At 69.8% G+C, this 20,209-nt stretch carries 20 protein-coding genes and 1 tRNA gene; 12 read left to right on the forward strand and 9 right to left on the reverse strand.

Going from position 1 to position 20,209, the window contains the following annotated elements; genetic code table 11:
- Window positions 1-19 precede the first annotated feature (19 nt).
- Window positions 20-1,105, reverse strand: coding sequence for an ABC transporter ATP-binding protein (locus IEX05_RS05865; protein WP_188700468.1), 1,086 nt, complete (start codon window positions 1,103-1,105; stop codon window positions 20-22).
- Between the two features lie 177 nt (window positions 1,106-1,282).
- Between IEX05_RS05865 and IEX05_RS05870 the strand changes: the two genes are divergently transcribed.
- The 3 genes from IEX05_RS05870 (at window position 1,283) to IEX05_RS05880 (ending at window position 2,757) form a co-directional block, all read left to right on the forward strand.
- Entirely contained in the window at window positions 1,283-2,113 is an 831-nt protein-coding gene (locus tag IEX05_RS05870; protein ID WP_188700470.1) for a DsbA family protein, read from the forward strand.
- Between the two features lie 27 nt (window positions 2,114-2,140).
- Window positions 2,141-2,213: transfer RNA gene (locus tag IEX05_RS05875), tRNA-Thr, on the forward strand.
- A gap of 4 nt (window positions 2,214-2,217) precedes the next feature.
- Window positions 2,218-2,757, forward strand: a complete 540-nt coding sequence (locus IEX05_RS05880; RefSeq protein WP_188700471.1) for a gamma-glutamylcyclotransferase family protein — start codon at window positions 2,218-2,220, stop codon at window positions 2,755-2,757.
- Window positions 2,758-2,845: 88 nt separating this feature from the next.
- Here IEX05_RS05880 and msrB read toward each other — a convergent pair whose 3' ends face one another.
- A complete protein-coding gene (gene msrB / locus IEX05_RS05885) occupies window positions 2,846-3,250 on the reverse strand; it encodes a peptide-methionine (R)-S-oxide reductase MsrB (protein WP_188700473.1) in 405 nt (134 codons plus the stop codon).
- A 79-nt stretch (window positions 3,251-3,329) separates the two neighbouring features.
- On the opposite strand from msrB, the gene IEX05_RS05890 reads away from it, so the two are divergent.
- The 4 genes from IEX05_RS05890 to groL all read left to right on the forward strand — a co-directional run bounded on the left by IEX05_RS05890 (window position 3,330) and on the right by groL (window position 6,889).
- The gene (locus tag IEX05_RS05890; RefSeq protein WP_188700474.1) at window positions 3,330-4,280 is read left to right on the forward strand and encodes a DUF2332 domain-containing protein; all 951 of its coding nucleotides are present in this window, start codon (window positions 3,330-3,332) and stop codon (window positions 4,278-4,280) included.
- A 48-nt stretch (window positions 4,281-4,328) separates the two neighbouring features.
- Window positions 4,329-4,577: a DUF3263 domain-containing protein gene (locus tag IEX05_RS05895; RefSeq protein WP_188700477.1), complete on the forward strand. Its 249-nt coding sequence runs from the start codon at window positions 4,329-4,331 to the stop codon at window positions 4,575-4,577.
- Window positions 4,578-4,619: 42 nt separating this feature from the next.
- Window positions 4,620-5,162, forward strand: a complete 543-nt coding sequence (locus IEX05_RS05900; RefSeq protein WP_188700478.1) for a LytR C-terminal domain-containing protein — start codon at window positions 4,620-4,622, stop codon at window positions 5,160-5,162.
- Window positions 5,163-5,272: 110 nt separating this feature from the next.
- A complete protein-coding gene (groL, locus tag IEX05_RS05905; protein WP_188700480.1) occupies window positions 5,273-6,889 on the forward strand; it encodes a chaperonin GroEL in 1,617 nt (538 codons plus the stop codon).
- Between the two features lie 60 nt (window positions 6,890-6,949).
- Here the strand turns inward: groL and IEX05_RS05910 are convergent, their stop codons facing one another.
- From IEX05_RS05910 to IEX05_RS05925, 4 genes are all read right to left on the reverse strand, one after another.
- On the reverse strand, window positions 6,950-7,237 hold the full coding sequence (locus IEX05_RS05910) for a WXG100 family type VII secretion target (protein WP_188700482.1): 288 nt from the start codon (window positions 7,235-7,237) through the stop codon (window positions 6,950-6,952).
- Window positions 7,238-7,358: 121 nt separating this feature from the next.
- Entirely contained in the window at window positions 7,359-9,023 is a 1,665-nt protein-coding gene (locus IEX05_RS05915; protein WP_229661155.1) for a sensor histidine kinase, read from the reverse strand.
- Between the two features lie 84 nt (window positions 9,024-9,107).
- Entirely contained in the window at window positions 9,108-9,800 is a 693-nt protein-coding gene (locus IEX05_RS05920) for a response regulator transcription factor (protein ID WP_114118447.1), read from the reverse strand.
- Window positions 9,801-9,863: 63 nt separating this feature from the next.
- A complete protein-coding gene (locus IEX05_RS05925) occupies window positions 9,864-10,961 on the reverse strand; it encodes a LacI family DNA-binding transcriptional regulator (protein ID WP_188700484.1) in 1,098 nt (365 codons plus the stop codon).
- Between the two features lie 164 nt (window positions 10,962-11,125).
- Between IEX05_RS05925 and IEX05_RS05930 the strand changes: the two genes are divergently transcribed.
- From IEX05_RS05930 to IEX05_RS05950, 5 genes are read left to right on the forward strand one after another with little or no spacing between them, the layout of a single operon-like run.
- Window positions 11,126-12,286 carry an extracellular solute-binding protein gene (locus tag IEX05_RS05930; protein WP_229661156.1) on the forward strand — a complete coding sequence of 387 codons (1,161 nt, stop codon included), beginning with the start codon at window positions 11,126-11,128 and terminating at the stop codon, window positions 12,284-12,286.
- Window positions 12,283-13,248: an ABC transporter permease gene (locus tag IEX05_RS05935; protein ID WP_229661157.1), complete on the forward strand. Its 966-nt coding sequence runs from the start codon at window positions 12,283-12,285 to the stop codon at window positions 13,246-13,248. Before IEX05_RS05930 ends, IEX05_RS05935 begins: the two co-directional genes overlap by 4 nt.
- Window positions 13,248-14,066: an ABC transporter permease gene (locus tag IEX05_RS05940; protein WP_188700488.1), complete on the forward strand. Its 819-nt coding sequence runs from the start codon at window positions 13,248-13,250 to the stop codon at window positions 14,064-14,066. Before IEX05_RS05935 ends, IEX05_RS05940 begins: the two co-directional genes overlap by 1 nt.
- Window positions 14,067-14,072: 6 nt before the next feature.
- The gene (locus tag IEX05_RS05945) at window positions 14,073-15,101 is read left to right on the forward strand and encodes an ABC transporter ATP-binding protein (protein WP_229661158.1); all 1,029 of its coding nucleotides are present in this window, start codon (window positions 14,073-14,075) and stop codon (window positions 15,099-15,101) included.
- A complete protein-coding gene (locus IEX05_RS05950) occupies window positions 15,098-16,594 on the forward strand; it encodes an inositol monophosphatase family protein (RefSeq protein ID WP_188700490.1) in 1,497 nt (498 codons plus the stop codon). Before IEX05_RS05945 ends, IEX05_RS05950 begins: the two co-directional genes overlap by 4 nt.
- Here the strand turns inward: IEX05_RS05950 and IEX05_RS05955 are convergent.
- Genes IEX05_RS05955 through IEX05_RS05965 form a run of 3 tightly spaced genes read right to left on the reverse strand, consistent with a single transcriptional unit; the run spans window position 16,555 to window position 20,131 of the window.
- Window positions 16,555-18,195, reverse strand: a complete 1,641-nt coding sequence (locus tag IEX05_RS05955; RefSeq protein ID WP_188700491.1) for a DNA repair helicase XPB — start codon at window positions 18,193-18,195, stop codon at window positions 16,555-16,557. The genes IEX05_RS05950 and IEX05_RS05955 overlap by 40 nt on opposite strands.
- Before the next feature lie 11 nt (window positions 18,196-18,206).
- Window positions 18,207-19,895, reverse strand: coding sequence for a helicase-associated domain-containing protein (locus IEX05_RS05960; RefSeq protein ID WP_229661159.1), 1,689 nt, complete (start codon window positions 19,893-19,895; stop codon window positions 18,207-18,209).
- Window positions 19,892-20,131, reverse strand: a complete 240-nt coding sequence (locus IEX05_RS05965; protein WP_188700492.1) for a multidrug ABC transporter ATPase — start codon at window positions 20,129-20,131, stop codon at window positions 19,892-19,894. The genes IEX05_RS05960 and IEX05_RS05965 overlap by 4 nt, the downstream gene beginning before the upstream one ends.
- Window positions 20,132-20,209: the final 78 nt, after the last annotated feature.

The raw sequence follows: 20,209 nt of genomic DNA on the forward strand, positions 1-20,209 counted from the left end.
GGCCCTTCGCCGTTGCTGCTTACTTCAGCGGAAGGCGCTCACCGGTCGACGCGTCGAACGCGTGCACGCGTGCGGGGTTCGGCGCGATCGTGACGACATCGCCGGCCGTCGGGTGGTCGCGACCGTCAACGCGGACCACGACCTCCGTCTCGTCACCGTTGATGACGGCGTTGCCGTAGAGGTAACCGTCCGAACCGAGCTCTTCGACGAGGTTCACCTTGACCTCGAGGCCACCCTCGGCGGCCGGAACCACCGTGAAGTCCTCGGGGCGCACGCCCACCGTGACCGTGTTGCCCGTCGCTGCCTGGACGTTCTGCACGACCGGCACGACGCGCGAGCCGATCTGGACGCTGTCGCCCGAGACAGTAGCGGGGAACAGGTTCATGGCGGGCGAACCGATGAAGCCGGCGACGAAGTCGTTCTGCGGCGTCTCGTAGAGGTCGCGCGGCGTACCGACCTGCTGGAGGATGCCATCCTTCAGCACCGCGATGCGGTCACCCATGGTGAGGGCCTCGGTCTGGTCGTGCGTGACGTACACGGTGGTGACACCGAGACGACGCTGCAGCGACGCGATCTGCGTACGGGTCTGCACGCGGAGCTTCGCGTCGAGGTTCGACAGCGGCTCGTCCATGAGGAACACCTGGGGCTCACGGACGATGGCGCGGCCCATCGCGACGCGCTGACGCTGACCACCCGAGAGGGCCTTCGGCTTGCGGTCGAGGTAGGGCTCGAGGTCGAGGAGCTTCGCAGCCTCTTCCACGCGCTTGTTGCGCTCTTCCTTGTTGACGCCCGCGATCTTGAGCGCGAAGCCCATGTTGTCGCGAACCGTCATGTGGGGGTAGAGCGCGTAGTTCTGGAACACCATCGCGATGTCGCGGTCCTTCGGCGGAACGTCGGTGACGTCGCGGTCACCGATGCGAATCGCGCCGTCGTTGACCTCTTCGAGGCCCGCGAGCATGCGAAGCGAAGTCGACTTACCGCAACCCGAGGGGCCCACGAGAACCAGGAACTCGCCGTCGGCGATGTCGAGGTTGAGCTTGTCAACCGCGGGACGGGTGCCGCCCGGGTAGACACGGGTAGCGTTGTCAAACGTCACAGTTGCCATAACTGCTTCTCCTTCACCGGCAGGTACGTGCCGGACGATCCTTTGTGAATGAGCGAGGCGCCGAAGCGCTCCGCGCACCCGTCGTTGGGTGCGTGCTCAGTATGTCATACGTTTCGGCCCCGTGCGATTCACAGGGGGTCTCACTATGATCTCCGGGGTAGCACGAGGGGGCTGTGGATGAGCAACGATGTGAGCAATGAGCGTCGCGACGCCGTGCGGGAGAAGGCCAAGAAGGTCACCGCGCGGATCCGCCGTCGCAAGATCGCGCGCCGCGCGGCGATCACCGTGGTGATCATCGCCGCCGTGGCGGCGGCGGGATGGTGGGTCTGGAAGACCGTGACGCCCGAGCTCGACCGACCCGTCGTCGAGCCCAAGAACCTCACGGGCGACGGCGTCGACATCCTGTCGACGATTCCCGAGGCCGAGCGGCCCGAGATGGACGAGAACCCGATCGCGATCGACATCTACATCGACTACATGGCACCGGATGCGGGGGTGATCGAGCAGAACCTCGCCCCGCAGATCTACGAGCTCCTCGACGAGGGCGTCGTCACGGTCGCCTACCACCCGCTCTCGCTCATGCCCAACGAGTCGAACGGCTCGCAGTACTCGACCCGCGCCGCCGCCGCCGCCATGTGTGTCGTGTCGGAGCATCCCGAGGCGTTCCGCGCGTTTAACACCGCGCTGTTGTCCGCTCAGCCCGAGATCGGCACCGAGGGGCCGACCGACGAGGATCTGGTCGCCGTGGCGGCCGACGCCGGCGCACCGGGTCTCCACGAGTGCATCACGGAGCACACCTACGCGCCGTGGATCGGCGAGGCCACGACCCGTGCGACGGAGAGCGACCTGCCCGAGACCGACGGAATCCGCGCGACGCAGCCGATTGTTCTCGCTGATCACCAGCAGTACGAGGGTGGCCTCGACGACCCGGCCGATTTCAGTCAGTTCCTGCTGACGCTACAGAGCGAGCAGTACTACGGTGACGTCGACTCGGGAGATTCCGAGTAGGCTGTCTCCTGGCCCATTTCGGGCTGCGCCGGCTTAGCTCAGTTGGTAGAGCACCGCTCTTGTAAAGCGGGGGTCGTGGGTTCGAGCCCCTCAGCCGGCACCTCATGTACGTCTTCGGTTACGGATCCCTCGTCTCGCCGATCAGCGCGGGGCGCACGCTCGGCCGCTACGTAGAGGAGCTCCCGGCGGCGCGCCTGCGCGGGCATCGCCGCGATTGGGGCGTCGGAGTGCCGCTCGCATTCGACGATGGGACCCGAGCGACGGGCGCCTTCCTCGACGTCCAGCCGGACACCGGCCCCGGATCCGTTGTGCTCGGCACACTGCTTGCGGTGTCGCCGTCGGAGCTCGTCATGCTGGAGGCTCGCGAGGCGCAGTACGACACCGTCGAGGTGACGGCGGCGATTGAGAGCGAGTCCGTCCTGGCCGGGCCGGTGTTCGCATTCATGGGTCGCGCCGAGCACAGGGCGGATCCCGATCTGGTGCTCCCGTCGCGTTATCTCGAGCTCGTGACCCTGGCGGTGGCGACGCGAGGTGAGGCGTTCGCGGAGGAGTACTGGGCGACCACGGCGCCGACCGATCTCCCGCGTCACGACGGTCCGTATCGCTTCGCGGATCCCATACGGGAGCGCGCCGCTCGCCCGTGAGGTTGCGAGCGCGCCGGCTACCGCGCTTCGAAGGTTTGAGAACGACGAATGGCCACCCGCCGAGGCGGGTGGCCATTTTCGTCGGTGCTTACGCCTCGTCGGCGGTGAAGTTCAGCGACAGCGAGTTCATGCAGTAGCGGTCGCCGGTCGGGGTGCCGAAGCCGTCGGGGAAGACGTGGCCCAGGTGGCCGCCGCACTTCGCGCAGCGCACCTCGGTGCGTTCCATGCCGAGGCTGTTGTCCTCGAGCAGCTGGACCGCGTCGGGGCGGACCGATTCGTAGAAGCTCGGCCAGCCGCAGTGCGAGTCGAACTTCGTGCCGCTCTTAAACAGCTCGGCCCCACAGGCGGCACAGGTGTAGATGCCGGCGCGGTCCTCATCGAGGAGCTCGCCCGTCCACGCGCGCTCCGTGCCCTGCTCGCGGAGCACCGCGTACTGCTCGGGAGTGAGCTCAGCGCGCCACTCCTCTTCGGTCTTCTCGACGTCGTATCCCATAACAACAGAGTACGCCGCGGGCCCAGGAACTATTCCCGCGCCCAGACATTCGACGTAACTCGTCCGGCAGGATGGGGGAGTGAGCGATGTGGACGATACACGGGCACGGTACGCGCGATTCGCGAGCGACGAGGCGCCCGGGCGCAGCGAGGTCTACCGGCAATGGGCCGAGGGTGTCGCCGCCGACGAGGAGATCCTCGCGATCCTCGCGCGGCTCCCGTCCCCGCACCGGCAGCCGCCCGTCGTCTTCGCCGTGACCCGCATGCTCGGATCCGGGGAGGGCTCGTATGCGGAGTGGGCGAGGTTCGTGCGGAACAACGCCGAGCAGGTGCTCGCCGAGTGCCGGGATCGGTCGACGCAGACCAACGAGCCGCTGCGCTGCGCACCGTTGACGCTGGCCCTGGCGCGCGTGCGCGGGCCGATCGCGCTGATCGAGGTGGGCGCCTCGGCGGGGCTGTGCCTGTACCCCGACCGCTACACCTATCGCTACGGCGACACCGCCGCGCTCGGTTCGGGCGGAGTCGAGCTCGTCACCGAACTGCGCGGAGACGTCTCCGCTCCGACCCGGCTGCCGGAGATCGTGTGGCGGGCGGGCGTCGACGTTCAGCCCCGCGACGCGCGCGACCCGCGCGACCGCGCGTGGATCTCGGGCCTCGTCTGGCCCGGCGAGACCGAGCGCGCGCGTCGGATCGACGCCGCGCTCGACATCGCGGCGGCGGATCCGCCCCTCATGGTGGCGGCCGACGCATCGGAACCCGGCGTGCTCGAGGATCTCGTCGGACGGGCGCCGAGCGGAGCGACGGTCGTCATCACGACGCCCGGGGTGCTCCCGCACATCCCGCGCGCGGAGCGGGCGCGCCTCATCCGGACGATCGCGGACCTGCCCGCGCGCTGGATCACGATCGACCACGCGAGCCTTCACGACGCATGGGATCCGGCGCCCGAGGGCGAGCGCGGCTTCCTGCTCGCGCTCGACGGTCGCCCGCTCGCGGAAGTGGATCCCCTGGGCGGGTGGATCGCGGCCCTGTGAGCGGTGACTCAGAGTCACCGCTCAGTGCGGAGGGGTAGCGTCGGCACCATGACGGACTCTCCTCTCGACGAGCGCTCGCGCGCCATCCTCGATTTCGAGGGGGAGTGGCCGGCGCACACGCCGGCGAAGGAAGACGCGATCCGGGCGCGCCTCGACCTGGAGCCCGCGCGGTACTACCAGCTGCTCGGGCGCCTGACGGAGGATCCCGCCGCGCTGAGCTACGCCCCGATGCTGATCGGGCGCCTGCGACGGATGCGCGAGAAGGGCACCGCGCGCCGCGCCGATTTGTTGCGCTGAGCGCGCAGGGGATCCCTCAGGCGCGCCGATACAATGTCCCGGATGCCGAAGCACAATTTTCCGCGCGACCGCTTCGACGAGATTCCCCGGGATCCGTCGCGGGTCGGCGCTCACCGCGCGCCGCGACCGCGCCTGCGGTGGCTGATCACGCTGCTCTGGTGGCTCCTCACCGTCGTCTTGCTGACCACCGGCGGCATCTTCGGCTTCCTCGCGTTGTCGAATACGGGAACGATCGAGCCCCCGGCGTCGCCGGCGGCGAGCGAACCCGCCGACGTGGAGCCCGAACTCGACACCAGCGCGTTCATCGTGGTGCTCAACGGCACCGCGTCGCCCGATGCGGCGAACGCGGTCGAGGCCGAGCTGCTGGCCGCCGGTTGGGCCGACGATTCGGTCGCGGTGTTCGATTCCAACGCCACCGACTTCGCCACGACGACGGTCTTCTACGTCACCGAGGACGACCGCGCACGCGCCCTCGGGGTGGCCGAGGCGCTCGGCGGAGCCGAGGTCGCGCAGAACGCGGAGTTCGCGGAACAGAGCGAGGGCGGCTTCACGATCGTGGTCGGCCTGGACCGCGCGACCGAGTAATCTCCTCCGCGGTTTGCACTCACAGGGGTCGAGTGCCAGAATGCTTTTAGCACTCGCTATCGGTGAGTGCTAAAGAACACAGGCCTTACGTCCGGGAGGGACGAACACACATGGCAAAGATGATCGCTTTCGACGAGGAGGCCCGTCGCGGCCTCGAGCGCGGCCTCAACCAGCTGGCCGACGCCGTCAAGGTGACGCTCGGCCCGCGCGGCCGCAACGTCGTTCTGGAGAAGAAGTGGGGCGCCCCCACGATCACGAACGACGGTGTGTCGATCGCTAAGGAGATCGAGCTCGACGACCCGTACGAGAAGATCGGTGCGGAGCTCGTCAAGGAGGTCGCCAAGAAGACCGACGACGTCGCCGGTGACGGTACGACGACGGCTACGGTTCTCGCTCAGGCTCTCGTCCGCGAGGGCCTCCGCAACGTCGCCGCCGGCGCCGACCCCGTCAGCCTCAAGCGCGGTATCGAGAAGGCTGTCGCAGCCGTTATCGCCGAGCTGCAGGCGAACGCCCGCGAGATCGAGACCAAGGAGCAGATCGCCGCGACCGCGTCGATCTCGGCGGCCGACACGGAGATCGGTTCGCTGATCGCCGAGGCCATCGACAAGGTCGGCAAGGAGGGCGTCGTCACGGTCGAGGAGGCTCAGGCCTTCGGCACCGAGCTCGAGCTGACCGAGGGTATGCGCTTCGACAAGGGCTACCTGAACCCGTACTTCGTCACGGACCCCGACCGCCAGGAGGCCGTGTTCGAGGACCCGTACATCCTCCTCGCGAACCAGAAGATCTCGAACATCAAGGATCTTCTCCCCGTCGTCGAGAAGGTCATGCAGGCCGGCCGCGAGCTCGTCATCATCGCCGAGGACGTCGAGGGCGAGGCTCTCGCGACGCTCGTGCTGAACAAGATCCGCGGCATCTTCAAGGCCGTCGCCATCAAGGCTCCGGGCTTCGGCGACCGCCGTAAGGCCCAGCTGCAGGACATCGCGATCCTCACCGGTGGCCAGGTCATCACGGAAGAGGTGGGTCTCAAGCTCGAGAACACCGACCTCGACCTGCTCGGCCGCGCCCGCAAGGTCATCGTCACCAAGGACGAGACGACCATCGTCGAGGGCGCCGGCGACGCCGGCCAGATCGAGGGTCGCGTGACCCAGATCCGCCGCGAGATCGAGGCGACCGACAGCGACTACGACCGCGAGAAGCTCCAGGAGCGCCTCGCGAAGCTCGCCGGTGGCGTGGCCGTCATCAAGGCGGGTGCCGCGACCGAGGTCGAGCTCAAGGAGCGCAAGCACCGCATCGAGGACGCTGTGCGCAACGCAAAGGCCGCCGTCGAAGAGGGCATCGTCCCCGGTGGTGGCGTGGCGCTGATCCAGGCCGCGACGACCGCGTTCGACAAGCTCGAGCTCGAGGGCGACGAGGCGACGGGTGCGAAGATTGTTCGCATCGGTATCGAGGCGCCGCTGAAGCAGATCGCGCTGAACGCCGGTCTCGAGCCGGGTGTCGTGGCCGCCAAGGTCGCCGAGCTCCCCTCGGGCCAGGGCCTCAACGCCGCGACCGGCGAGTACGTCGACATGCTCGCCGCGGGCATCATCGACCCGGCCAAGGTGACGCGCTCGGCGCTGCAGAACGCCGCGTCGATCGCCGGCCTGTTCCTCACGACCGAGGCCGTCGTTGCGGAGAAGCCGGCCCCGGCCGCGCCCGCCGCGCCGGCGGACGGCGGCATGGACTTCTGATCCAGCGCTGACTGACGACATCGGCCCCCTCTCCTTCGGGAGAGGGGGCCGATGTCGTTCTCAGCGGAACATGCTGGCGACGTCGTGCTCGACCTGCTGATACCCGTTGCCGGCGATCTCGAGGCGGTGCGCGAGGTTGTTCAAGGCCTCCTCGACCTGAAGGTGCAGGGCCTGCCATTCGGCGGCGAGCCCCTGGAAGGCCTGCGACGCGGCGCCCTGCCAGCTGCCCTCGAGGTAGTGCACGCGGCCCATGATGTACGCGACGTCGGCGCGCAATCGTTCGGATCCCTGGGCGACCTCGGATCGGGTGTGCAGGAGGCTGTCGCTGTCGACGGTGAACTGTGCCATGGGATGGCTCCTTTCTGGTGGTTGCCACCACGCTAGGAGCCGCGCGCACGGGCCGCTCGCCCGGGCGGCGCGAACGGGGACAACTTCCCGGGAAAAGCGCCTGTGGACGCGCTGAGCGGTCTTAGGCGAGCGGGAACGACACCCGGAAGGTCGCCCCGCCGCCCGGTGTCTCGACGACCTCGACCGTGCCCTCGAGGCGCTCGACGATCGAGGAGACGATCGCGAGCCCGAGCCCGGATCCACCCGTCTCGCGCGTGCGCGAGGTGTCGGCTCGCCAGAAGCGCTCGAAGATCTTGTCCCGGATCTCGGCGGGGATGCCCTCGCCGTGGTCGACGACCGCAATCCACCCCATGCGGGTCGCCGGATCGACGCCGACCTCGAGCTCGATGGGGGCGTCCGGGCCGCTGTAGCGTCGCGCGTTGCCGAGGAGGTTCGCGACGACCTGCTGGATCGGCTCCTCCGCGCCGACGACTATCGGCGGCATGTCGATGGGCTTGCCCTGCTCGGGATTCGAGAAGTCGACGGCGGGGGCGGCCGGCGGGGCGTCCTCCGACGCCGTCTTGCGCCGCTTGCGGGTGGCGCGGGTGAAGGCGGCCGTGCTGGTCGTGATGACGTTCAGCAGCCCCGTCGAGGTCTCCTTCTTCTGGACGGGGAGCGGGGCCGTCGGCGCGGGCGGCTCCTCCGTCGCGGGCGAGGCGGTCTCGTCGGGCAGCACCTGCACCGGTCCCGTGAACGCCTCGAAGGTGGTGTCGATGACCGTGACGGTGCGGCTCGGATCCGCGGCCCGCACGTCGAGCGCGGCGTCGCTCGCCACCCGGCGCAGATCGACCTCGACGATCTCGAGGGCGCGCCGCTCGTCGAGACGCGCGAGAGAGAGGAGGTCCTCGACCAGGGAGGACATGCGCTTGGCCTCCTTCTCGATGCGCTCCATCGCCTTCGCGGTGTCCTCCTCGGTCTGCATCGCGCCCATGCGATACAGCTCGGCATAGCCGCGCACGCTGACGAGCGGCGTGCGGAGCTCGTGGCTCGCATCGCCGATGAAGCGGCGCATCTTCACGACCGCGGCGTCGCGCTCGGCGAACGATTCGTCGACCCGATCGAGCATCGTGTTGATTGCGATCTTGAGGCGACCGACCTCGGTCGTGGGCTCGATCTCCGTGAGGCGCTGGGAGAAATCGCCCTCGGCGATGCTCATCGCGGTCTCTTCGACCTGGCCCAGCCGTCGGAACGCGAGCGTCACGAGCAGCCGGGTGCCGAGCGCACCGAGGATGAGGGTGATGACCGTCATGGTCGTGAACACCCCGACGTAGGTACCCACGAAGGAGTCGGCGTCGCCGACGGGTTGCGCGACGAGCTGCGCGTAGAGGGCGTTCGAGTTCTCTCCGGAGACCTCGATGGGGGCCACCGCCGCGCGGTAATCGGATCCGGTGAGCGCGTGGAGCGTGAACGACGCGTCCTGATTCAGGAACGCGTCCTGCACCTTCAGCGACGTCGGGAAGACGGGATAGCGGCGCGAACCCTCGGTGCCTCCCGCGACGGCCGCGAGCTCGCCGTCGGCGTCGTAGATCGCGACGATGTAGTCGGTGCGCGGCGGCGCAGCCTTCTCATCGAGAACGGGCGCGCCGGTGACCGGGTCGGTCTTGACATCGAAAAGCGTCTCGTAGATGTTGGTGCTCGCGAGCTGCTCGACCGTCGAATCGATGTTCGCGCGCAGCATACCCTGCAGCACCGGCAGGGTGCCGATTCCGGCGGCGACGAGCCCGGCCGCGAGTACGCCGACCGTCACTCCGGTGATCTTGGCCCGCAGACTGATGCGGCGCCACCACCGAGTGAACGGGTCTGTTCGCGCGGCCAGGGAATCGTCCTCGAACTAGAGCTTGTCGACCTTGAGCATGTATCCGAAGCCGCGCTTGGTCTGGATCAGAGACTCGGCGGCGTGCGGATCGATCTTGCGACGCAGGTACGAGATGTAGCTCTCGACGATGCCGGCGTCGCCGTTGAAGTCGTACTCCCAGACGTGGTCGAGGATCTGCGCCTTGCTGAGAACGCGGTTCGGGTTCAGCATGAGGTAGCGCAGGAGCTTGAACTCGGTGGGGCTGAGGTCAATGGCGGTCTCGCCGACGTAGACGTCGTGCGTGTCCTGGTCCATCGTGAGTTCGCCGGTGCGGATGACGGATTCCTCGTCCTCCGTCTGCATCGTCCGGCGCAGCACCGCCTGGATGCGGGCGACGATCTCGTCGAGGCTGAAGGGCTTGGTGACGTAGTCGTCGCCGCCGACGTTCAGCCCCTTGATCTTGTCTTCCGTCTCGTCCTTCGCGGTGAGGAAGATGATCGGTGCCGTGTACCCGGCGTCGCGCAGACGCTTGGTCACGCTGAAACCGTTCATGTCCGGCAGCATCACGTCGAGAACGATCAGGTCGGGCTCTTCTTCCAGGACGGCGGAGATCGTCTGGGCACCATTGATGACGGTCCGCACCTGGAATCCTGCGAAACGCAGGCTCTGCGAGAGCAGGTCACGGATGTTGGGCTCGTCGTCGACTACAAGGATTCGCGCTGCGGTCATGTCCCCATTATGTCGGGTGTATTGACAGAAGTGGGTGATATCCGGACATCGCGCGGTGATCGCCTACATGCGGGGCGTCCGCGGCGGGGCCGCCGTGGCCCCCGCACGGAACGACACGGGAAGCATCACGTTCGCGGGGGATCCGCCGTTCAGGAGCTCGTCGACGAGGCGCCCCGCCTCGCGCCCGCGGCCGCGGAGGGGCTGCTTCACGGTGGTGAGCGGCACATCGAGCCAGGGCACCTCGATGCCGTCGAAACCGGTGATCGTGATGTCCCTCGGTACGTCGAGCCCGAGGCTGCGCGCCGCGGTCACGGCGCCCGCCGCGAGGATGTCGTTCTGGGCGAGGATCGCGCTCGGGGCCTCGCCGAGTGAGAGGAGCGCGCGGGCGGCGGCCGTGCCCGCGGCAGAATCGCGACCCCCGGCCTCGACCCGGAAGGCATCCGGGAACACCCGTGCGACGGCCTGGAGGCGACCGCGGATCGTGCCGTTCGTGATCGCCTCGATCCCCTCGAGGATCGGCACGGCGGGCCCGGGGGCCCGCGTCTCGCCCGGCTGCGTCGTGCGCATGACGACGCCGACGCGCCGGTGCCCGAGTCGCGCGACGTGCTCGGCGATCTGCGTCATCCCGCCCGCGTCGTCGACCTCGACGAGCGTCACGTCGTCGGCATGCGGGCCCTCGATGCCCACGATGGGCACGCGCCGCGCCCGCACGAGCGGCAGCAGCTGGTCGAACTCCTCGCCGCGCGTCGCGAACACGACGGCATCGACGGGGAGCGTGCGCAGGGGATCCGGATGGGGGAGAGGGCGCGCCCTGCCGGGCAGCAGGAGCTGGCCGTACCCGATCGAGTCGAGCCGCTCCGAGAGACCGTCCATCGTGGCGAGCGCGACGGGGTTCTGGAACGCGAGGCCGACGCGCTCGGCGACGACGATGCCGACGATGCCGCTGCGGCCCCTGCGCAGCGAACTCGCGACGGGGTGCGGGCCGTCGTAGCCGAGCGCGTCGGCGGCCGCGAGGATCCGGTCGCGGGTGTCGCCGAGGACGCGGTCGGAGCCGCGGAAGGCGAGCGACGCGGTCGAGGTCGAAACCCCGGCGCTGGCGGCGACGTCCGCGATCGTGACGCGCCCCGCGCGCCCGCGACCGCCCGAAGATGTGGGAGCCATGGGATCACAGTACCCGCAGATCGCAACGTTTCGATTCGTTCGTCTGCGGCCTCACGAACGGTCACCGTGCGTTCACCTCGCGGCCACGCGGCGACCGAATCATCGAAACGGTGCGATGCGGATCGCACCCCCACACCTTCCCCCTCACAAAGGACACGAGCATCGTGACTCACAAGCGTTCCCTCGCGGCGGGCTTCCTCGCCGTGTGCGCCGTCGGCGCCCTCACCGCCTGCGCGCCGGTCGCGGCCACCGGTACCTCTGCCGACGCGTCGTCCGGCGGCGACGGCACGACCCTCACCGTCTTCATCTCGGGCGACACCAACGTGCAGGACCTCTGGGACAACGGGATCATCCCCGCATACGAGAAGGAGAACCCGGGGGTCACCGTCAACACGACGATCGACCTTCACGGCGAGCACGACCAGCAGACGGTCGCGAAGCTCACGACCGCGACCGAGGCCGGCGACGACCCGGGCTACGACCTCATCGACGCGGGCTTCGTCACCTCCAGCGCGGCGCAGGCCGGCACGCTCCTCGACATCGAGGCGGACACCGTCTCGGGTCTCGCCGACGTCCCTGAGACGACCGTTGCCGCGGGTCGCGGATACGGGATCCCCTACCGCGCATCCTCGGTGCTGCTCGCCTACGACACCGACACCGTGACCGATGCGCCCGGCACCCTGGACGAGCTGCTGCAGTGGATCCAGGACAACCCCGGCGAGTTCGCGTACAACTCGCCCTCGACCGGAGGATCCGGCGGAGCCTTCGTCACCACCGTGCTCGACAGCTTCCTCACCGCCGACGAGCAGGACGCCCTGCGCACCGAGGTCGACGAGGACATCATGGCGAAGTGGAGCGAGGGCTTCGACCGGCTCAAGGCCCTCGGCCCCTCGATGTACCAGGAGGGCGTCTACCCCAACGGCAACACCCAGGTGCTCGAGATGCTCGGCTCCGGCGAGATCTCCATGGCTCCCGTCTGGAGCGACCAGTTCCTCACCTCGCAGCAGAGCGGCCTCATCGGCGAGAACATCGCGTTCACACAGATCGCAGACCCGAGCTTCACGGGTAACGCCTCCTACCTCGGGATCCCGAAGACGAGCGACGCGACCGACGCCGCGATCGACCTCGTGAACTTCGTGCTCTCGGCCGAGGGGCAGCAGATCATCGCCGAACAGATCTCGGGCTACCCGGTCGTGGATCTGTCGACGCTACCGCAGGACGTGCAGGACCAGTTCGCGGACGCCGACCCGAGCGCCCTCCGCCCCGGCTACTACAGCGAGGTCGGCGCGGAGATGTCGAACATGTGGGACCAGCTGGTCCCGTGACCGCGACAGCCCCCGTCGTCGGCGGGGCCCGCGCGCGCCGCGCGCGCCCCGCCGCCTCGGCGGCCGAGCGACTCGAGAGGCGCCGGCGTCTGACCGGCTTCTCGATGGCGCTCCCGCCCGTCGTGATCATCGCCCTCTTCGTCGGATTCCCCGTCCTGCTCGCCATCGGTTTCAGCTTCGGCATGACCGGTGGCCTGAACAGCACCTCCGCGGCCATCGGGCAGAACGTCCACGAGGCCGACGGCCTCATCACGCTCGACGCGTACCGTCAGCTCTTCGCCGACGCGCGCTTCCCCCGCGACCTGCTCGCCACAATCCTCGTCACGGTTGTCACCACGCTCGTAACGCTCGCGATCGCGATCGGAATCGCCGTGTTCCTGCGACTGCGCGGCGGGCGGCTCGGCGCGATCCTCGCCGGCCTCGGCGTCGTCCCGATGTTCATCCCCGTCGTGATCGCCTCGTGGGCGATCCTGCAGTTCTATTCGGGAACGGGCTTCCTCCGCAGCCTGTTCGCGCAGTGGGGCATCGAGTTCCCGACCTACGGCTTCACCATCACGGGCGTCATCATCGCGTCGGTGTGGGTCAACCTGCCGTTCGCGCTCCTCATGGCCACCTCGGGAATGCAGGGCGTGCCCCAGGCCCTCATCGACGCCGCTCGCGACGCGGGCGCCTCCACCCTGCGGGTGATCCGCACCGTGCTCATCCCGATGGCGGGGATCCCGCTCGTCATCGCCGCGACCTTCACGGCCATCGGCGTGCTCGGCCAGTTCACGGTGCCGTACTTCGTCGGGCCCAACGCCCCGCAGCAGCTCGGCGTCTCGATCAGCAACCAGTTCCAGTCGTTCAACCAGCCGCAGCAGGCCGCCGCCCTCGCAGTCGTCGTGTTCGTGCTCGCCTCGGGCGTCGCCGCGCTGTACGTGTGGGCGAACTTCCGCAGCGCCAAGAAAGAGGGCAAGGTCTGATGCTCGCCGCCCGCCGCGCCGGAGGGCGCGCGCTCATCGTCATCCTCGTCCTCATCGTCGCGGGGTTCATCCTCGGGCCCCTCGTCTGGCTCGCCGCGCACGCGTTCGCGACCGAATGGCGCTATCCGAGCCTCCTGCCCTCCGGCCTCACGCTCGACTGGTGGCGCACCGTGTTCGCGGATCCGGGGCTGTTCTCCTCGATGCGCAACTCGCTGTTCTTCGCCCCCGTGACGGTCCTCGTGTCGGCGATCGTGTGCCTGCCGGCGGCGTACGCGTTCTCGCGCTTCGACTTCCCGGGGCGCCGCTTCTTCCTCGTGGGTCTCTTCGCGACCAACGCCTTCCCCAAGATGGGCTTGTTCGTCTCGATGGCGACGATCTTCTACGGGCTGAACCTCATGGAGACGACGCTCGGGATCGTGATCGTGCACGTGATCGGCACCGTCGTCTTCATGACCTGGATCCCCGCCGCCGCGTTCAGCGCCGTGCCCCGCTCGCTCGAGGAGGCCGCGCGCGACGCGGGCGCGGGAAAGCTGCGCGTGTTCCTCACCGTCACGCTCCCGATGGCGCTGCCGGGGATCCTCGTGGCCGCCGTCATGTCGTTCCTCGCCTCCTTCGACGAGGCGCAGGGCACGTACCTCGTGGGCGCCCCGTCCTATATGACGATGCCCACCGAGATGTATTCGCTCGTCCTCAACTACCCGACGCAGGTCGCCGCCGTCTTCGCGATCCTGCTCTCCATTCCCTCCGTCGTCCTCCTGCTGCTGACCCGCAAATACATCATGGGCGGGCAGCTCGCCGAGGGCTTCCAGATCCGGTAGGACCACATGAACTCGATGACACCCGGCCTGCGACTCGCGGGCCTCACGAAGATCCTCGGCGGCCGCACGATCGTTGACGACCTCTCGCTCGATCTCGAGCCCGGCGAGCTCGTATCCCTCCTCGGCCCGTCGGGCTGCGGCAAGACGACGACGCTGCGCATGATCGCCGGCTTCCTCACCCCCGACGCCGGAACGATCGAGGTACAGGGATCCGACGTCACGGCGCTCGGACCGGAGCGGCGTCCGAGCGCGATGGTGTTCCAGAACTATGCGCTGTGGCCGCACATGACCGTCGCGAAGAATGTCGCCTACCCGCTGAAGGTCGCCCGCGTGGCGCGCCGCGAGATCGCCGACCGGGTCGCCGAGGTGCTGGAACTCGTGGGTCTGTCGCACCACGCCGACAGCAGGCCCGCTCAGATCTCGGGCGGCGAGCAGCAACGCGCCTCGCTGGCGCGCGCCCTCGTGCAGCGCCCGAAGCTACTGCTGCTCGACGAACCCCTCTCCAACCTCGACGCGAAGCTGCGCGTGCGGGTGCGCGAAGAGATCCGCGACATCCAGCAGCGCCTCGGCATCACGACGGTGCTCGTGACGCACGACCAGGAGGAGGCGATGGCCGTCAGCGACCGCGTCGCTGTCATGAACGGCGGCCGCATCGAGCAGGTATCCGCGCCCGCCGAGCTGTACCGCGCACCCGCGACCGAATTCGTCGCGGGGTTCATCGGCTCGAGCAACCGCCTCGCGTCGCCCGACCTCGGGCCGGGCGAGAACGACGTGCACTGGATGGTGCGGCCCGAGCACGTAGTCCTTGTCCCCGCCGACGAGGGAATCCCCGGGCGCGTGACCCGCGTCCTCCCTCACGGACACTTCGCCGAGGTGGCCGTCGTTGCGCGCGGCACGGAACTGCGCGCGTACGTGAGCGGCGAGACCCCTGCCGTGGGCGCCGACGTCGGTGTGCGCATCGAGAGCGCACTGCGTTACGCGAACGGGGTGCTCGACACCCGTTCGCTCGCCCCGATCGAGAGGATCGCCGCGTGAGCCCGCGGTACGTCGCGCACCGCGGCGCCCACTCGGCCTCCGCGCCAGAGAACACCCTCGCGGCCATCCGGGCGGCGGTGGAACTCGGCGCCGACGTCGTCGAGATCGACGTGCGCGTCACCCGCGACGGCGAGGTCGTGCTGCTGCACGATGAGACGCTCGAACGGATCTGGGGCGACCCGCGCCGCGTCGCCGAGCTGACTCTCGCCGAGGTGCGCGAGTTCGGCGGCGGCGCTCGCCGCATCCCCACGCTCGCGGAGGCGCTCGCCGCACTGCGCGGGGCCGGCGTGCCCCTCCTCATCGACATGGACCACGAGGATCCCGCGCTCCCGTCCGTCGCCGTCGTGCGCGGCGCCGGCGCCGAGAACGACGTCGAGTGGTGCGGCGCGACGCCCGCGATGCGGCTCGTGCGCGCGGCCATGCCGGAGGCCGTGATCCACCAGGCCTGGTACACGGCCGAGCCGCCGTCGCCCGCCGAGCTCGCCGAGCTCGCGCCGGCGTTCGTCAACGCGCAGCACCTGCTCGTGGGCCCCGCGTTCCTCGACGCCGTCCACGCCGCCGGGGCGCGCGCCGCGTGCTGGACCGTCGACGATCCCGCGCAGGCAGCGCACCTCGCCGCGCTCGGCGTCGATTCCCTCACCTCGAACGACCTCGCGTCGGTTCGCGGAGCCGTGGCCGACGAACCGGGCCGGCGCCTCACGATCGTCGAGGAACTCGCCGGCCACGCCGCCGAGATCGTCGCCCGTGCCCGCCGCGAGGGTGTCGGCACCGTCGACACGAAGACGAGCCCCGCCGATCACGTCACCGAGGTCGACCGCGGCGTCGAGCGCTGGGTGCGCGCCGTGATCGGGGCGCAGTTCCCCGAGCACGACATGGTCGGCGAGGAGTACGGCGGCGCGTCGTCCGAGGGGCGCCCGTGCTGGTACCTCGACCCCGTCGACGGCACCGCGAACCTCGCAAACGGGGTTCCCTGGACGAGCTTCTCGCTCGCACTCGTCGAAGACGGTCGCCCCGTCGTCGGGGCCGTGCTCGACCCCATCGGGGGCGTGCCGATCGTCGCGGCCGAGGGGCGCGGCGCCTGGCGCGCGGGCGAGCGCCTCGCGATCGCCGACGCCGCCGGTGCGGATCCGCTCTCGGGCCGCATCGTGATGACGGAGCTCGCGGGCGCCGACCCGTGGCCCGGCTTCGTGCCGCTGCTCGAGGAGCTCGCGGCGCGGCACTGCACGACCCGCGTTCCCGGATCCGGAACCGCGACGCTCGCCGGCGTCGCGCTCGGCAGGGGCGTCGCCGCGATGGTCCACCGCTATAACCCCATCGACCATGCGGCGGCGATCCTCGTCGTCGCCGAGGCCGGCGGCGCGGTTCTCGACGACAGGGGATCCGCCACGCTCCGGCCATCGGCCGCACCCGTCTTCACGGGCGCGGTGTCGGCGGCGGCGGCTCTTGCCGATGCCTACGCGGCGACGAGACCGTCGGCGTCGAGGATCGTGTAGCTGTAGCCCTGCTCCGCGAGGAAGCGCTGGCGGTTCTGCGCGAACTCCTGATCGACCGTGTCGCGCGCCACGAGAGTGTAGAAGCTCGCCGTGTGCCCGTTCGACTTCGGACGCAGGAGGCGCCCCAGCCGCTGCGCTTCCTCCTGGCGGGACCCGAAGGATCCCGACACCTGGATCGCGACGGACGCGTCCGGCAGGTCCACCGAGAAGTTGGCGACCTTCGACACCACGAGCAGGTTCAGCGACCCGTCGCGGAACGCCTGGAACAGCTGCTCGCGCTCGTCCACGGGGGTGGATCCCGTGATCTGCGGAGCGCCGAGGCCGTCGCTGAGCTCCTGGAGCTGGTCGAGGTACTGGCCGATCACGAGGATCTGCTCGCCGCGGTGACGCGCCACGATGTCGCGCACGGCCTCGAGCTTCTCGGGGGCGGTGGCCGCGAGGCGGTAGCGCTCGTTGTCGGCGGCCGCCGCGTACTCGAGGCGCTCATCGGGCGACAGCTCCACGCGCACCTCGAAGCAGGCGGCGGGCGAGATGTAGCCCTGCTGCTCGATCTGCTTCCACGGCGCGTCGTAGCGCTTCGGGCCGATCAGGCTGAACACGTCGCCCTCGCGGCCGTCCTCGCGCACGAGCGTGGCGGTAAGACCCATGCGCCGCCGGGCCTGCAGATCGGCGGTGAGCTTGAACACCGGCGCCGGCAACAGGTGCACCTCGTCGTAGAGGATGAGACCCCAGTCGAGCGCGTCGAGCACGTCGAGGTGCGCGTAGACGCCCTTCCGCTTCGCGGTGAGGATCTGGTAGGTGGCGATCGTGACGGGCTTGATCTCCTTCACCTGCCCCGAGTACTCGCCGATCTCGTCCGGCGTCAGCGTCGTGCGCTTCAGGAGCTCGTCGCGCCACTGGCGCGCGGAGACGGTGTTCGTGACGAGGATCAGGGTCGTCGTCTTGTTCGCGGCCATGGCGCCCGCGCCGACGAGCGTCTTGCCCGCGCCGCAGGGCAGCACGACGACGCCGGATCCGTCCTTCGAGAACGTCTCGACGGCCTCGCGCTGATACGGCCGCAGCTGCCAGTCGTCCTCGTCGAGCGCGATCTCGTGGGGCGTTCCCGGCGTGTATCCGGCGTGGTCCTCCGCGGGCCAACCCAGCTTCAGCAGCTCCTGCTTGATCTGTCCGCGCGCCCAGGCGTCGATCACGAAGGTCTCCGGATCCGGATGCCCGATCAGCAGGTTCTGGATCCGCTTGTTCCGCGCGACCTCGGCCAGCACGGCGCGGTCGGACGAGCGCAGGAGCAGCTCGCCGTCGTCGCCGCGTTCGATCGTCAGCCGGCCGTACCGCCCGACGGTCTCCCGGAGGTCGAGCGCGACCGACGGGGGCACGGGAAAGCGCGTGTACTGGTCGAGCGTCGCGAGCATGTCGTCGGCGGTGTGCCCGGCCGCGCGCGCGTTCCACAGGCCGAGCCGCGTGATGCGGTAGGTGTGGATGTGCTCGGGCGCGCGTTCGAGTTCGGCGAAGACCGCGAGCGCGTGGCGTGCCGCCTCGGCGTCGGGATGAGCAACCTCGAGTAGGACCGTGCGGTCACTCTGGACAATCAGCGGGCCGGACATAACCGACAAGTCTACGCGGGCCGCACGGACGCGATCAGGGAGAGCGGCAGGGTGCGTTCGACATCCGCCGCCGCATCGCGGCCACGGAGTCGGCCCCCGCCGAGCCCGATCGGCTCGAGAACCAGTTCGCGCGTCGCTCCGCCGGGAAGATTGACGACGATCGCGAGCAGGGTCCTGTCTCGGAGCGCGCCCGCGAGCTCGCGCTCGAGCCAGGCCGACTCGGAGTCGTCGCCCTGATGGGCACGCAGCCGCGCGATCAGTTCGCCATAGGGATCCGCCCGTTCGGGGTCGGCGAAGACGCGTTTGCGGCCGGTCGGCACCGCCTCGCCCGAGGAGCTCTCCGCGACGACGGGGTAGCGCGCCTCCGACAGCGCCCAGAACACGACGTCGCGCGGGGTGCGCGTCGCGAGCGCGTCGCCAGCCGGGGACAGCCCGATTCCCGACAGCGACTGGTCGACCGCGAGCGTGCGCAGGAGCGTCGCGTCGGAGCTTCGGACGAGGGTCGTGCGCCCGTCGACGTCCGTCGTGACGCGGACGAGGCCGTGACGGGCGGCCCCGCGATCGATGAGATAGGAGAGGGGCTGCGGAACGCCGGTGAGCGAGAGGTCTCCGAGGAAGGCTCGAAGGCTGTCGGCGGTCTCGCCGGAGCTCAGCGCCTGGGCGATCGAGGCCTCCGTGAAGCGGTAGCCGGACGCCTGGGCGCGGCTCTCGCGGACGGCCATTCGGCGCAGGCGCGCGTCGAGCGCGGGCGCGAGCGGGCCGGGGCTGATCGCGGTGAGGTCGTTCTGCAGGAAGACCCGGTCGACCTCGTGCGGCATGAGTGCCACGAGCGGGCCGGGATCCGGATCCGAGCCCGCGCGCAGGGGAGCGGCCCATGCCGGCTCGGCGGCCCCCGCCGTGAGCCCCAGGGCTTCGGCCAGCGCCAGCCATTCGGCGGCGCGCGCGGGCCACGACCGGTCGAGCGGGTAGGCGTCCGGCCACGCATCCAATGGGATCCAGCCGCCGTCGGCGGTGCGCAGCCCCGCGGGAAGCGCGTCGCGCAGTCGCACCGCGAGCGTGCTCCACCGCTCGGGAGTGGCCAGCGAGAGCCAGTGCTCGCCCGCCTCGGAGACCCCGAGCTGTCGATCCCGGCCTACCAGGAGGCCCGTGCTCACCGCGATCCTCACGAGGAGGTCCGCCTCCTCCGGCGTCGGCGCGAAGCCCTGCTCCGCGAGGCGCCTCCGCTCCGTCACGCTGAGCGCGCCCGTGCCGATGCGGCCGAGCGGGGTCTGCGCCGCGTGGATCAGGATGTCCGCGATGCCGCTGAGCGTCGTGAAGGCGCGCTCGGCGGCGCGCGCCGCCCCGGCCTCGTCGGCCGGTGTCGGCGTGGCGGATCCGCGCGCCGCGACCTCCACGCCGCGGAGGCGCTCGGCGACCGCGGGGAGCGTGCGGCCGTCCGCGTCCGTCAGGGCGAGGAGCTCACGGGATCCGCCCGCGATGAGATCGGCGAGCTCGTCGCGCCCGAGGCGGGTGAGGGCGGTGTCGATCGAGCCCGGCTCGAGCAGATACTCGGCGGCATCGAAGAAGTCGCGCCATCCGGTGGCGGGTGCCGCGTGCGGCGCGATGCCGCGGACGCGGAACAGCTCCGAGAGCTCATGATCGCGTGCGGCGGAGAGCCGCTGGGCGACCACGCGCTGCGCGGTGCTCTCGGGGCGCGTCACTGCTTGTGGGCCCTGCCCCGTCGCGCGAAGCTCATGACGAGCAGGACCAAAAGGAGCAAGAAGGCCACGATGGGGCCGTACGCCTGCACGATGATGACAATGGGCCACACGCCTTCGCCGATGATCATCGTCGCGAAGAAGCAGGCCACCGAGATCAGCAGCAGCCCGAGCGAGGCGAACGCCAAGATCCTGTCGATACGGCGAACCACCGGCGCGCCGTCGTCGTTATTGCTCATCGTGCCCACGATACCTTCCTTGGCTGTGCGCGGTACCCTGGGATACGAGGGATCGCTCGATCCCTTTTTCTTTGTTGG

Source organism: Microbacterium nanhaiense, from assembly GCF_014646015.1.
Lineage (GTDB): Bacteria > Actinomycetota > Actinomycetes > Actinomycetales > Microbacteriaceae > Microbacterium > Microbacterium nanhaiense.